This window comes from Nocardia sp. NPDC019219, assembly GCF_040632645.1.
GTDB classification, from domain to species: Bacteria; Actinomycetota; Actinomycetes; order Mycobacteriales; family Mycobacteriaceae; genus Nocardia; species Nocardia sputorum.
Genome location: NZ_JBEYCG010000029.1, coordinates 1 through 13,833 on the forward strand (window position 1 = coordinate 1; position 13,833 = coordinate 13,833).

Sequence of the window (13,833 nt, forward strand, 5' to 3'; positions counted from 1 at the left end):
GGCACCCCGGTCGACATCATCCTCAACACCCACGGTGTGCCGCGTCGTATGAACATCGGCCAGATCCTGGAAACCCATCTGGGCTGGATCGGCAAGACAGGCTGGAACGTTCAGCTCGCCGACGGGTCGCGCCCGGAGTGGGCCGAGCGTTTGCCCGAGGAGTTGTTGTCGGCGGGACCCGACACGAATCTCGCGACCCCGGTGTTCGACGGCGCCCGCGAGGAAGAACTCGCCGGATTACTGGCCTCGACGCTGCCCAACCGCGACGGCGACGTGCTGGTCGGAGCGGATGGAAAAGCAACTTTGTTCGACGGCCGCACCGGCGAGCCTTTCCCGTATCCCATCGCGGTCGGTTACATGTACATCCTGAAGCTGCACCACCTGGTCGACGACAAGATCCACGCGCGCTCGACCGGCCCGTACTCGATGATCACCCAGCAGCCGCTGGGCGGTAAGGCGCAGTTCGGTGGCCAGCGTTTCGGCGAGATGGAGTGCTGGGCCATGCAGGCCTACGGCGCGGCCTACACCCTGCAGGAACTGCTGACCATCAAGTCCGACGACGTCGTCGGCCGCGTGAAGGTCTACGAGGCGATCGTCAAGGGCGAGAACATCCCGGAACCGGGCATCCCGGAATCGTTCAAGGTCCTGCTCAAGGAACTCCAGTCGCTGTGCCTCAACGTCGAAGTGCTGTCGGCGGGTTCGGCGATCGAGTTCCAGCACGGTGACGACGAGGTCGATCGCACCGCCGCGAACCTGGGCATCTCGTTGTCCGGCAGTGAATCCGCTTCGGTGAACGACCTGTCGAGCTGATACCGCCGCGCATTGGCCGGCGCGCCGCGCACGGAACTGTCGCGATAGTCCGTGCGCGGTGCACCGGAGCCGTCAGGAAGCCCTCGCCTGGTTGGACGGCGGCTTGACGACGCCGACGAGCGATCCCGCGTTCATGGAATAGTGATTGGACCTCAATGCATCCCCCGAATTTCCTTCGATGGTGGTGATCCGGCCGGTGCGCGGATCCACGGACTCGACGATCCCGACATGGTCGGGGTTTCCGTCACCCTCCCAGTCGAAAATGATCATGTCGCCTGCTTGCGCGTTCGAGATATTCGCCGCCAACCCCATGTGCTTGGCGTCGTTCCAGATAGAAGGCACGTAGTTCGGGTTGGACCAGTCGACGTTGTAACCGGCCTTCTCCCACACCCAGGTGGAGAAGGCCGCGCACCACGCGTCATTGATGTTGTAAGGCGCCTCGTAAAGCTCGCCATTCGGACCACGGAACACCGGGATATTGTTGCCGCCCGATTCGGAGACACCGAGCGCCAGTTGCTCGCGAGCCTTCGCAAGAATATCGTTGGGGGTTCCTTTCCCTGGGGTCCAGGTGGCATCGCTCGCGGGCAGCGCCCACGGAGCCCGGTATCCGGGATCCGGCGCGTTGCCGTAGGGATTGCGCGGGAGGTCCGGAATCATCTGGTAGATATTCCCCGCGTCCCTTTGCATGCCGCTGTCCGCGTCTTCGATCGTGTCGAGCACACGGTCCACGCCCTCCAGGATCAACTGCAGCAACCGGTTTTCCTCGGCGGCGGTCAAGTGCAAATTTCCATCGGGCAGCTGGGTCAGCTGATGCTCTCCGGGTGCACGACCCAACTCGTTTTTGAGCCCATTGACGATCTCTACGACGTCCTGGAACGCCTTGTTCGAGGTGTCGAAACTCGCGATAGCACGTTCCTGCACGTTGTCGTTCTGCTTCTGCAGTTCCGACGTTTTGTCCAGGAACGCTCCGCGCTTTTCTTCGTAGTCGTCGACCAACACCGACGATCCTGGATCGAGCGTCTGGGCGCCGTCCTGGGTGAGCTTTCGGCCGGCCGAGGTCAGCAGACCGCCGTCCTTACCCCATACATCTTTGTCCGCCAGCCAAGTGATCATGTCCTTCTGCCCGCCGTCCCAGCCGGACGCGAACAACAAGACCGAGTTCTGCATATACACATTCGCCGCGTCGACGACCGCATTGAGACCGGCGCTGGCGTACTTGGGATATGGCAGGTTAGGGAGATCCAAGTCCGACAAGGTCGTCATGCACGCCCTCCACCCGACGCGGTCCCCACGGTCGGCCTCCGCGGGATAACAAACAGCATTCGTCAACCTCTCTCGGCGAGAGTCTCCTGGCACATGCGGCGCGCACATGCGTTACCGCGAGTATCCGGCATTCCCGACATTGGCGACAACGGGCGGCGACCTGCGAATCCGTCCGAACCCGGGACCGAATGCCCGCCGGATCGAACGAGCAGGACCCCGCGCATCGAACCGCGTTGTCCGAGAGAGACTTCGTCTTCAGAGGGTCAGGCGCACCATGTCCGCCGTGCGCGCCAGACCCGGGAACGCCTGGGGCGTCGACCGTGGATGCAGCGCGTGCACCGCCAACCGGAACATCACCGCGCGCAACAACATCTGCGGCCACTCCGGCAGGTCCGCCCAGCGATCGAGCAAGCCGTCGTCCGCGCCGCCCCAGGACAGGGCGTCCACCACGACCACCGCCGCCGCCCACGGCACCGGCCGCCAGTACGGGGTGATGTCGGAGAGTCCGGGGACCTGCGCGCCCGCGAACAAGACCGTGCCGAACAGGTCACCGTGCACCAGCTGCGGCGGGGTCTGCACCGGCTTGCGCAGGGTGGCCAACTGACCGATCAGTTCGATGCTGCGCCGGCCGTCCGGGGAGGTCGACAGCGAAGCGCCCCCGGCGCGCAGGCTGCGCAGGGGCACCGGCTCCCAGGCGGCGCGATCGGCGGCGACGAACACGTCGATGTCCACCCACGGCACGACCGGTGGCTGGGCGAGAAAGCGCGGCCGCTCCAGATCCGCCGTCGCCTGATGCAGGCGCAGCGACACCGAGACCACCTCGTCGTGCCGTGGCTCGGGAGCGCCCTCCAGATAGGTGTCCGCACGCCAGCCGGACACCACGTAGCGGCCGTCGGTCGCCCGCACCGGACGCGCCAGCCGCAAACCATCGACCTTCAACGTCTCACGGATCTTCGCCGACCACGCCGCGCGCGCGTGATCGGCGACGGGACTCAGCACCACGTCGCCGAAGCGCCAACCGCCTTCCCAGTCACCGAGCGAAACCGGGGTCACTTCGCGCAGACCGAACGTGGCACGCACATGCTCGGGAGGTTCCACAGAAGTCACGGCCGTACGGTACGTCGTGTCTGATTTGGCGCGCCTCCGGCGCGCCGTGTTCGCGGCCCTCTTGTGGCTCGTGTCCGAGCGACCGCCGCTGGCGACTTCGTCGCGTACGCGGCGGCCGTTCGGACACGAGCCGGGCCGCGAACGGCACATGCTCGGTCTCGCTTCGCTCGAAACCGGTGGTCGGGCATATGTTGTCGCTCCGCGCCCATCGCGTCTACCGGGAGTCTCGGCGATCGGGATTCGGCAACGCGCACACCGAGTGCACACGGCCATGATGGATCCCGGTCAGCGGGCACCAGCCACTGAATCCAGCAGCGGCCGCTCACATTGACACTGAGCGTCTACACCGCAGGCCATTCCGACGGCCGAGCACTTGCCGCGCCCCAGCTTCTGCCCGAGCGACGGCGATCGACGCGTTCTCGCTCCGCCGATGCCCCGGTAGGGGGCGTCGGCGTCTACCGCCTCAGTACACCGGTAGCGACTTGTCCACCTGGTTGGCCCAGGCGATCACGCCGCCTTGCAGGTGGGTGGCGTCGGAGAAGCCCGCGCGTTTCAGGGCGGCCAGGGCCTCGGCGGAGCGCACACCGGTTTTGCAGTGCAGCACGATCGGACGGTTCTGGGGCAGCTCGGCCAGCGCCTCGCCGGACAGGATGCGGTCCTTCGGGATGAGTTTGGCGCCCTCGATGTGCACGATGTCCCACTCGACCGGCTCGCGCACGTCGATCAACTCGATGTCCTTACCCGACGACAGCAACTCCTCGAGTTCGCGCGCGGTGATGGTGGACCCGGCAGCGGCCGCTTGGCCCTCCTCGGACACGACGCCGCAGAACGCCTCGTAATCGATCAGCTCGGTGATCGGCTGACGCTCCGGATCGCGGCGCAGCTTGATGGTGCGGTAGTTCATGTCCAGTGCGTCGTACACCATCAGACGGCCCAGCAGCGGCTCGCCGATGCCGGTGATCAGCTTGATGGCCTCGGTGACCATCACCGAACCGATCGACGCGCACAGCACGCCGAGCACGCCGCCCTCGGCGCAGGACGGGACCATGCCGGGCGGCGGGGCTTCCGGGTACAGGTCGCGGTAGTTGATGCCGCGCCCGTCCGGGGCGTCCTCCCAGAACACCGAGACCTGACCCTCGAAGCGGTAGATCGAGCCCCACACGTACGGCTTGCCCGCGAGCACCGCGGCGTCGTTGACCAGGTAGCGGGTGGCGAAGTTGTCGGTGCCGTCCACGATCAGGTCGTATTCGCGGAAGAGCTCCACCGCGTTCTCCGGTTCCAGCCGGAGCTTGTGCAGCCGGACATCGATGCCGGAGTTGATCTCCAGGATGGAGTCGCGCGCGCTGTCGGCCTTCGGGCGGCCGATGTCGGATTCGCCGTGGATGATCTGACGCTGCAGGTTCGAGGCGTCGACCTCGTCGAACTCGACGATGCCGAGCGTGCCGACACCCGCCGCGGCCAGGTACAGCAGGGCGGGCGAGCCGAGGCCACCGGCGCCGATCACCAGCACTTTGGCATTCTTCAGACGTTTCTGTCCGTCCACGCCGAGATCGGGGATGATCAGGTGTCGGCTGTAGCGGGCTACCTCATCCCTGGTCAGTTCCGCAGCCGGCTCGACAAGTGGCGGCAGGGACTTGGGTGATGACACGTCCAGGACTCCTCGAATCGCTTGGCCGATCGCTGCGGCGGTATGACGCCCGTGGCGGGCTGGGTCCACTGTGCAACACCGGCGACCGGGCCGTTCTTCCCGTCCATCGTTCCGTATACCGGATACGGCGTGACAGCCGCCCCGCCCTTACCCCCGCGGGTAGGGCCAGGGGTTGAAACGGCAGCGCTTGCCGTCCATCGGGACCACGCCGTGCGGATCGAGGGCGGCGATGTCGTCGTTCTTGGTGCCGAAGGTCTGCTGCATCATCACCGGCGCCAGCCCGCCGTCGGTCTCACATGCCTGGTGCTGGTGATAGCCGATGGCGTGGCCGACCTCGTGGTTGATCAGATACTGCCGGTAGGAGCCGATATCGCCTTCGAAGGCGAGCGCGCCGCGCACCCAGCGCACATCCGACAGCACCACGCGGCGATCGTCGGCGTTGTAGCAGGAGGTGTCGATCGGGATGTCGAAACCGCACTCCTTGCGGCTGGAGCCGCGGGAGGTGAGCGAGACGCGGAAGTCGGCGTCGCCTTGGTCGACCCGGCGGAACGCGAACTTGGGGTCGTGCACCCAGCTCTTCGGATTGGCCAGGGTGGAATCGACCATCTTGGCGATGGCCTCGTCACCGCCCAGGCCGGAGGTGTCCACGCCGTTCTCGATCTCCACGGTGTAGCGGAAGACGGTCGCGGTTCCGGTGCCGATCTGGGCCGTGGTGCCGGGCACCACGTGCCAGGAGCCGGCGCCGGTCTCGGCGAACCCGCCGCCGTCGGGCAGTGCTCCGGTGGGGAGATCGGTGGGAAAGTGCCCGTCGCCCGGCGGGGCGCCGATGATGCCCGCGGTGGCGGTGGCCGGGCTGAGTCGCCCGAGCCCCGGATCCGATCCGGCAGAGCTTGCGGTGTCGGCCGCGCGCACCGCGTCGACGGCGACCAGAACGGTGATCACGACCAGAACGGGCAACGCGTACGCCCGCCAGCCGTAGGTGGAGACGAATCTGCCGAGGGCGCTCTGCTTCTTGGCGTCCCGTTCGGGACGACCGCGGTCCCTGCCGTCGTCGGGTGACGTGGGATCCCAGCGGGCGCGCAGCGGCTGATGGGATCGCTCCGCCTTGTGGGAGTAGAGGCCGAGCGGATCGTAGACCTCGACATCGTCCTGATCGGACTGCTGCCGGTCCGAATCAGGCTGCGGCGCGGGAGTTTCGGGTGCCGTGCCGCGCTTGCGCTTGCTCGTCCTGCGGCCGGGCGACCCGCCGCCTGCTCCGGAACGCTTGGCTGCGCCGGTCCGAGCCGCACCATCCGTTCGCGCCTCTGGCCAGGTTCTCGCCATGCTGTCCGACCCTACGGAACCGGGCGCGCCGGAGCCAGCCGGGCGGCGCGCACCACGCCGCCCGCCGGGTGGTCGCTCCGGTCGGTCGGTCACGGTCATCAGAGTCTCACAGCAGCGGATCCCCACTGACGGGCACATCGGCGGCCCCTTCGGTGCGACAATGTGTCTCCGGGTGGCACCAGTTGTCCGGCCCCGATCCGCGGGCGGGCAACAACCGGGTATCGTTCATGAGATAACCCGGTGCACACCCCTTTGCCGGGGAATCGACTGGGAGAGCCGAAATGACTGACCTCGTGGACCGGATGACGTCCCGTCGATCGTCGTCCGAGGCCATGGCACCCGCCAAACGCGGTACCCGGCTTCCGCGCGACGAGCGACGTCAACAGCTACTCGCGGCGGCAAGCGAAGTCTTCGTGCAGCGCGGCTACCACGCCGCGGGCATGGACGAGATCTCGCAGTGCGCCGGAGTGAGCAAGCCGGTGCTGTACCAGCACTTCAGCAGCAAGCTGGAGCTCTATCTCGCTGTGCTGCAGAACTACGTGGACATGCTGGTGTCCAGCGTGCGCCAAGCGCTGCGCTCCACCACCTCCAACAAGCAGCGCGTCCGCGCGGCGGTGCAGGCGTACTTCGATTTCGTGGACAACGAGATGCAGGGCTTCCGCCTGGTCTTCGAGTCCGACCTCACCAGCGAGCCGCAGGTGCAGCGCCGGGTCGAGCAGGCCACCGAGGCCTGTGTGGACGCCGTCTTCGACCTGGTCGCGCACGACTCGGGCCTGGACCCCTACCGGGCCCGCATCCTGGCCGTCGGCCTGGTCGGCGCGAGCCAGTTCACCGCGCGGTACTGGCTGGAGGCCGATCGGCCGATCCCGAAGGAGGAGGCGGTCGACACCACCGTCTCCCTCGCGTGGGGCGGCTTGAAGCACGTGCCGCTGCATCCCATCGACTGAGCGGTTACAACGACGAACGAGCCCCTGCCCCCGAGCGATCGGGGAACAGGGGCTCGTTGCTTGTCGGCCGGAAACCGGGAGTCAGACCGCGGCGAAACCGACGCGGCCGCCGGTGGTCGAGCCGATCTCGACGTAGGCGACCTTCGAAGCCTGGATCAGGAACTTGCGGCCCTTCTCGTCGGTGAGAGCCAAGACGCCGCCGTCGCCGCCGAGCGCACCGGACACCAGCGCCTCGACCTCTTCCTGGGTCTGCGCGCTGCTGATCACCAGCTCGCGCGGGCTATCCGAAATACCGATCTTGACCTCCACGGCCAACCTCCGAACCTGAGAGTCCTGTGCTGTCGAGTCCAGGCTAGTGGTGGCCGCCGGAGAAGCTCACTTCGGCTCGATGAGCTGAATCTCGAGCTCGATCTTCACGGTGTCGCTGAGCATGCCGGGCAGCGGGCCGCCGACGCCGAAATCGGTTCGCTTGATGGTGCCGGTGGCGGAGAAGCCCGCGTGCCGGTCGCCGGTCGGGCCGAAGTCCTGCACCCCGCCCCACTCGACCTCCAGGGTGACCGGCTTGGTGATCGTGCCGAGCGTGGCCTCGCCCTCGACCTCGAAGGTCTCCGCGACGAGCACCGGATGGTTGGCGCGGAAGGTCAGCGTGGGGCGATTGGCGACGTCGAGGAAGTCGGCGGTGCGGATGTGCGCGTCCCGGTCGGCGTTGCCGGTGTCGAAGGAGTCGAGGTAGATCGTCGCGCCCACGGTGGCCGCGCCCGACTCGTCGACCACGAATTCGGTCTCGAACCGGGTGAATCCGCCACGGACCTTGGCGATGCCGAGATGGCGGATGGTGAAGGCGACCGAGGAGTGCGCGGCGTCCAGCGCCCACGAACCGGACTTCAGCGTGGTGGATTCCGAGGTAGATGTCATGCCTCCGACAATGACCGGACCGCGGTCCGGTAGCCAGACCGCCGTTATCCTGGACCTGACAGGGCGCGGATAACCGTCCTCGGACCGGGCACGATGGGACCTATGGCCACTAACGGATTCGCGGAGTTCCTCATCGCCCGGCGCGCCGAGCTACGGCCGTCGGACGTCGGCCTGCCCGAGGGCGGACGCCGCCGGACACCCGGGCTGCGTCGCGAGGAGGTCGCCGTCCGTGCGGGCGTCAGCGCCGACTACCTGGCCCGCCTGGAGCAGGGGCGCGACACCAATCCGTCGCTCGCGGTGATCGACGCGTTGGCCGACGCGCTGCTGCTGCGCGGCGACGACCGCCAGTACTTCGGCATGCTCGCGATGGCTTCCGGCAACGAATCCCGATGCCCCGGTGGCGAAGCCGCACAGGAACAGGTGGCCGCGACGATCGAGACGATCCTGCAGGCGTTGCAGCCGACACCGGCCTTCGTGGTCGGCCGCAGACTGAACGTGCTGGGCTGGAACCAGGCGTGGGCCGATTTCGCCGCCCCGCTGGGCCTGCTGGACGGACCTGATCAGCCCAACCTGGCCTGGTATACCTTCGCGCACCCCGCGGCACGGCGCGTCCTGCGCAATTGGGAGGAAGCCGCCGACACCTTCACCTCCGCGCTCTGCCGCGCCAAACTCCACTGGCCCGGCGACGACGCGCTGCTCGAGACGATCGAGGCGCTGCGCGGGCTGCCGGGTTTCGCCGACCGCTGGAAGCCGCATCGGGTCGGCGCGCCCGGCGCCGGCACGTTGCACCTGGACCATCCGGTGCACGGCATGGTCGAGGTGCCGTTCGAGAACTTGGAATCCGACCGCCGGGACCAGAGCGTCGTCGTCTGGCTGGTCGACCGGGCGAGCACCCACGCGCCCGGTTTGCGGCTGGTGCCCAACCGCGCGGCGAACGCGTAGCCGCGCTCAGATACCGAGTACCGCCATACGCTCGGCGTGGCTGTCCTGCATCCGCTCGATCAGCGCGGCGATGCCGTTGAGGTCGCCGGTGGCGGTGAGGACCAGATCGGTGAGCTCGTCGCGCTGCGCCATGACGAATTGCGCCTGCGTGATCGCCTCACCGAGCAGCCGCCTGCCCCAGAGCGTGAGCCGGTCGCGTTCGGAACGGCTTTCGGTGACCGCCCGGCGCACCTCCTCGACGACGAACTCGGAATGACTGGTCTCGGCGAGCACGTCGCGGACCACCGCGGCGATGTCCGGGGTCAACGCGCCCGCGATCTCGGTGTAGAAGTCCGCGGCGATGCCGTCACCGACATAGAACTTCACCATCGACTCGAGCCACGTCGAGGGGTCGGTCGAGGCGTGATAGTCGTCCAGCGCGCGCACGAACGGCGCCATGGCGTCGAAGACATCGGCACCACGCGCGGCCAGCGCGGACTCCAGCGTCTTGAAATGCTCCATCTCGGCCGCGGCCATCGTCGCCACCGCCACCTTGCCCCGCAAGGTCGGCGACAGCTTGGCTTCCTCGGCCAGCCGGTAGAACGCGGAGATCTCGCCGTAGGCGAGCACCGCGAACAGGTCGGTCACGCCGGGATGGCTCGCGGGGATGAAGAGGTTCGCTGGGTCGGTCGACGAAACACCTAACGCGGCAGGTGACTGTGCTCCCATGCGGCCCAGCGTAATACTCGCCGCGGCTCACGCGGTCTCGGCCAGGAACTTCTCCAGGTAACTCCATGTCGTGTCCCGTGCGGTCGGTGCGGCCAGAATGCCGAGGTGGCTGCCGGGGGCGGTCTCGTAGCGGACCATCGCCGCTCCGGTGAGCACGCGAGCGCCCGCCTCGACGGCGGGAGCCGGGGTGATCACATCGGAGGGCCCGCCGACCAGCAGCACCGGCGCGGTCACCCGCGCCAGCTCGATCCGGCGTCCGCCGAGGACGACGACACCGCGCCCGATGTCGTTGTGCAGGATGAACCTGCCCCACAGCTGTCCGTAGAAGCGCCCCGGATACCCGGGCATCTCGGCCATGAACCGGTCGATCGTCTCCATTTTCGCCAGCGCCTCGGTGCGCGCGATATTGCTCGCGACGAACCACGGGCGAGTGAGCTCGCGGTCCCATGCGGTGACCTTGTAGCCGATTCGAGTCAGTGTCGCAGGAACGCCACCGGCAGCGCGGATGACGGTCGAGGTGGCCCGGCCACCGGTGAGGCGCGCGACGGCGCGCAACTGCGGCACGCCGGTCATGCAGTCGTAGTCCAGCGGCGAGCCGACGGCCGTGATCGAACGGATGGGCAGCTCGGGGTGCGCCGCGGCGGTCAGCAACGCCAGCGTGCCACCGAGGGACCAGCCCACCAGATCGACCGCGCGTCCGTCGCGGTCGGCGCTGGTCCGCAGCACCGCCTCGGGCAGGATGTCGTCGATCCAGTCCTCGAAGCCCATACGCCGGTCGGCGAAGGTGATCGCGCCGTAGTCGACGACGTACGGGCTGCGGCCGATCTCCAGCAGAAAGCGCGCCAAGCTCTGCTCGGGCCGCAGATCGAAACAGGTGGCGGGCGCGGCGAGCGGCGGGACCAGCAGGACGGCGGAATCCCCTTCCGGCACAGTTCCGTCGGCTCGCTCGAATCGCCGCAGCTGCCGGTGCGGCTGGTCCCAGAGGATCGTCGCGGGAGTCGGGTCCGGCGCCTCGATGCCGGAGCCGAAGGTCAAGGCCCACGCGTTGCGCGCGGCGAGGGTGACGGTGTCGGCAAGGCTCACAGCGAAGAGAGTCTCATATTCGGTACCGCGGGTAACAGGCAACTCCCGGACGGCGTCACCGCGGTCCCATGCCGACCGGGTTGAGCGGCGGGACCACCGCCTCCTGCACAGCGCGCACCAGGGGCGCGAGCGAGGTGGTCAGCTCCGTGATCGCGTCGGCCGACAGCACCGCGAGCGCCCCGGTCCACGCCGCTTCGTCGGTCTCGGCTTCGACCTCGGCCAGCAACGCCGCGCCGCTGCCGGTGAGGGTGGGCGTGACCGGTTCTCCGGCGACCAAGCCACGGGCGCGCAACTCGTCGAAAGCGTCCGCCCACTCCGGCTCCGACACTCCGCGCGCGGGCCGCATCACGGATTCGGGCGCCTTGCCCGCGGCCACCTGCACGACCAGCGCTTGACGTCCATCGAGACCGTGGGTCACCAAGGCCGCGACATGGCCGTCGCCGCGGTGCTCGCGCAGCGAGGTGGTCAGCTGCCACAGCGCGGCCACCGGGTCGGTGGGCAGCGGCAGGGCCGCGTTCGCGGCGAACAGCGCCCGCCCGGTGGGATCGGCCGCGCGCTGCACCGGTGTCAGCAATTCGACCGCGCGGGCGCAGACGGCGTCACCCGCCCCCACGCCGCGCAGCAGGCCGGTGGCCAGGTCGAGCCGCGCGGCGAGGCAGCGTTGCGGCGTCGCCCGATCCCACGCCTCCGGCAGCGCGCGACGGACCATGTCGGGATGGAATCCGGCGAAGATCGCCTGCACGGCGGCGGGCGTCACCGCGCCCAGCGGGGCGGCGCGGAAAGCGAAGTAGGTCTGCCAGTAGCCGCGCAGCCCGATCCCGACGCCCGCCTCCTTGACGCCGGTTCCGAAATAGACGACATCGTGTAGCGGTTCGAGCGTCGCCCAGATTTGCCGCGCCGGATGAATTCCCATGTGGCGCAGCGTACGTGGGCGCCCGGCACGGCGAAAGCACACGTGCGGTGCGAGGGATTTTCGATACCGCGCCGCAGTGGCAATTCGAGCGAGGCACAATATCACGCTACAATCGCGTCGGACAACGGAAAGTTTCGCTCGACAGAGTCGCCGGACGTCGCGCTCACGCACACCGCGGAGACGCCGCTGCGACGCTCGGCCGCTTTCGAGTGCGAAGTTTTCGTTGGACAAGAAAATGTGCGCGCACCAATCCGCGTCACCAGTGCGCCGCGCCGATGTCTTGCGAGGTAGCCGCCGCTTTTCGCGGCAGGCGCCCGGCATCCGGAGCGTGGCCGGGTGAAGTATCGCCTGCGGAGTCGTGGTCGTCGTGGACCGCCCGGTCCGCCCCACCTCGTGCGCGCGGGACGTGATTACGAGGAAGGCACGAACCCTGAGCAAGATCACAGTCGATCAGGAACCAGGTCTGGCGGAGACCCTGTTGACGGCCGAACTGGACGCAACGCATACCGCCCCGACATTCGCCGAATTGGGCGTGCGCGCGGAAATCGTCCGCGCACTCGGCGAGATCGGAATCGAACGTACTTTCGCCATTCAAGAACTGACCCTGCCGCTGGCGCTCGCCGGCGAAGATCTGATCGGTCAGGCCCGCACCGGTATGGGTAAAACCTTCGGATTCGGCGTGCCGCTGCTGCACCGGATCGCCACCGCGGAATCCGGCACCACGCCGCTGGACGGCACGCCGCGAGCGCTGGTCATCGTGCCGACGCGCGAGCTGTGCATCCAGGTCACCAAGGACCTGGAGAACGCGAGCAAGTACCTGACCAACCACCAGGGACCGCTGCGCGTCGCGTCCATCTACGGCGGCCGCCCCTACGAGGCGCAGATCGCGGCGCTGCGCGACGGTGTCGACGTGGTGGTCGGCACGCCCGGCCGCCTGCTGGACCTGGCCGATCAGCAGCACCTGATCCTGGGCAAGATCGGCGTGCTGGTGCTGGACGAGGCCGACGAGATGCTCGACCTCGGCTTCCTGCCGGACATCGAGCGCATCCTCGGCATGGTCCCGGACAAGCGCCAGACCATGCTGTTCTCGGCGACCATGCCCGGGCCGATCATCACCCTGGCGCGCACCTTCCTGACCCGCCCGACGCACATCCGGGCCGAGGAACCGCACGATTCGGCGGTGCACGATCGCACCGCGCAGTTCGTCTACCGCGCGCACGCCCTGGACAAGAGCGAGCTGATCGCGCGCATCCTGCAGGCCGAGAGCCGCGGCGCCACGATGATCTTCACGCGCACCAAGCGCACGGCACAGAAGGTGGCCGACGACCTGGCCGAGCGCGGCTTCGCCGTCGGCGCGGTGCACGGCGACCTCGGACAGATCGCCCGCGAGAAAGCGCTGACCAAGTTCCGCAAAGGCGCCATCGACGTGCTGGTCGCGACCGACGTCGCCGCGCGCGGCATCGACATCGACGACGTCACGCACGTCATCAACTACCAGTGCCCGGAAGACGAGAAGACCTACGTGCACCGCATCGGGCGCACCGGCCGGGCCGGGCGCACCGGCGTCGCGGTGACCCTGATCGACTGGGACGAGCTCAACCGCTGGGCTTCGATCGACAACGCGCTGGGGCTCGGCATCCCCGAACCGGTCGAGACGTACTCGCGCTCGCCGCACCTGTACTCCGATCTCGGCATTCCCGAGGGTGTGACCGGTGTGGTGCGCAAGCCGAAGCCGGAACGCGACGCCGACGCGGTCGTGGTCGAACGCCCCGCCCGTACCCCGCGCAAGCGCAACCGCAAGCGCACCCGCGGCGGTCAGCCGATCGACGGCACACCGAACGTCACCGACGCCGACGACACCGACGCTCCCGCGGGCGACGAGGTCGCGGACACGGAGCAGGCAGCCGAGGCCGACAAGCCCGCACGCCGCAGGCGCAAGCGGCGCAGGACCACCGGCGACGCCACCGACACCCCCGCCACGGCGGAGCCGAGCGGCGAGTCCTCGGACGACGACGGCGCCGCGGCGGAATCCGACGCGGCCGACCGGCCCGCTCGCCGCAGGCGCAGGCGCCGTCGGTCGGGCGAGGGCGACGTGGTGACCGAGGACACCGGGAGCGCGGCCGAGCCCGCGGCCGCCGCATCGGCCTGACCGCCCGGATCGGCTAGTCTCGCAC

Annotated in this window: 12 protein-coding genes and 1 pseudogene; 4 read left to right on the top strand and 9 right to left on the bottom strand. The window is 68.4% G+C overall.

Features of this window, described 5'->3' with window-relative positions; all coding sequences use genetic code 11:
• Window positions 1-810: pseudogene (locus tag ABZ552_RS33490) on the top strand (DNA-directed RNA polymerase subunit beta); the annotation flags it as partial.
• A 72-nt stretch (window positions 811-882) separates the two neighbouring features.
• Here the strand turns inward: ABZ552_RS33490 and ABZ552_RS33495 are convergent.
• The 4 genes from ABZ552_RS33495 to ABZ552_RS33510 all read right to left on the bottom strand — a co-directional run bounded on the left by ABZ552_RS33495 (window position 883) and on the right by ABZ552_RS33510 (window position 6,151).
• Window positions 883-2,073, bottom strand: coding sequence for a CHAP domain-containing protein (locus ABZ552_RS33495; RefSeq protein WP_281877926.1), 1,191 nt, complete (start codon window positions 2,071-2,073; stop codon window positions 883-885).
• 255 nt (window positions 2,074-2,328) lie between these two features.
• Complete coding sequence (locus tag ABZ552_RS33500; protein WP_195091448.1) at window positions 2,329-3,180, bottom strand: TIGR02569 family protein; 852 nt, start codon at window positions 3,178-3,180, stop codon at window positions 2,329-2,331.
• Between the two features lie 463 nt (window positions 3,181-3,643).
• A complete protein-coding gene (moeZ, locus tag ABZ552_RS33505; RefSeq protein WP_281877925.1) occupies window positions 3,644-4,828 on the bottom strand; it encodes an adenylyltransferase/sulfurtransferase MoeZ in 1,185 nt (394 codons plus the stop codon).
• A gap of 147 nt (window positions 4,829-4,975) precedes the next feature.
• Complete coding sequence (locus tag ABZ552_RS33510) at window positions 4,976-6,151, bottom strand: DUF3152 domain-containing protein (protein WP_281877924.1); 1,176 nt, start codon at window positions 6,149-6,151, stop codon at window positions 4,976-4,978.
• Between the two features lie 281 nt (window positions 6,152-6,432).
• On the opposite strand from ABZ552_RS33510, the gene ABZ552_RS33515 reads away from it, so the two are divergent.
• A complete protein-coding gene (locus tag ABZ552_RS33515) occupies window positions 6,433-7,098 on the top strand; it encodes a TetR/AcrR family transcriptional regulator (protein ID WP_040869167.1) in 666 nt (221 codons plus the stop codon).
• A gap of 81 nt (window positions 7,099-7,179) precedes the next feature.
• Here ABZ552_RS33515 and ABZ552_RS33520 read toward each other — a convergent pair whose 3' ends face one another.
• Together ABZ552_RS33520 and ABZ552_RS33525 are read right to left on the bottom strand one after the other, a co-directional pair.
• A complete protein-coding gene (locus ABZ552_RS33520) occupies window positions 7,180-7,407 on the bottom strand; it encodes a DUF3107 domain-containing protein (protein WP_159847420.1) in 228 nt (75 codons plus the stop codon).
• Between the two features lie 66 nt (window positions 7,408-7,473).
• The gene (locus ABZ552_RS33525) at window positions 7,474-8,013 is read right to left on the bottom strand and encodes a YceI family protein (protein ID WP_281877922.1); all 540 of its coding nucleotides are present in this window, start codon (window positions 8,011-8,013) and stop codon (window positions 7,474-7,476) included.
• A gap of 102 nt (window positions 8,014-8,115) precedes the next feature.
• Here ABZ552_RS33525 and ABZ552_RS33530 point away from each other — a divergent pair, with 102 nt between their 5' ends.
• On the top strand, window positions 8,116-8,955 hold the full coding sequence (locus tag ABZ552_RS33530; RefSeq protein WP_281877920.1) for a helix-turn-helix transcriptional regulator: 840 nt from the start codon (window positions 8,116-8,118) through the stop codon (window positions 8,953-8,955).
• A gap of 6 nt (window positions 8,956-8,961) precedes the next feature.
• Here ABZ552_RS33530 and ABZ552_RS33535 read toward each other — a convergent pair whose 3' ends face one another.
• The 3 genes from ABZ552_RS33535 to ABZ552_RS33545 are packed head-to-tail and all read right to left on the bottom strand — an operon-like array spanning window position 8,962 to window position 11,659.
• Window positions 8,962-9,663, bottom strand: coding sequence for a ferritin-like fold-containing protein (locus ABZ552_RS33535; RefSeq protein WP_159847411.1), 702 nt, complete (start codon window positions 9,661-9,663; stop codon window positions 8,962-8,964).
• Between the two features lie 27 nt (window positions 9,664-9,690).
• Window positions 9,691-10,746 (bottom strand): alpha/beta hydrolase, encoded by a 1,056-nt coding sequence (locus ABZ552_RS33540; RefSeq protein WP_357441876.1) that lies wholly within the window; start codon window positions 10,744-10,746, stop codon window positions 9,691-9,693.
• Between the two features lie 55 nt (window positions 10,747-10,801).
• Window positions 10,802-11,659, bottom strand: coding sequence for a hypothetical protein (locus tag ABZ552_RS33545; protein ID WP_281877918.1), 858 nt, complete (start codon window positions 11,657-11,659; stop codon window positions 10,802-10,804).
• Between the two features lie 409 nt (window positions 11,660-12,068).
• On the opposite strand from ABZ552_RS33545, the gene ABZ552_RS33550 reads away from it, so the two are divergent.
• On the top strand, window positions 12,069-13,808 hold the full coding sequence (locus ABZ552_RS33550; RefSeq protein ID WP_357441885.1) for a DEAD/DEAH box helicase: 1,740 nt from the start codon (window positions 12,069-12,071) through the stop codon (window positions 13,806-13,808).
• The last annotated feature ends 25 nt before the right edge of the window (window positions 13,809-13,833 follow it).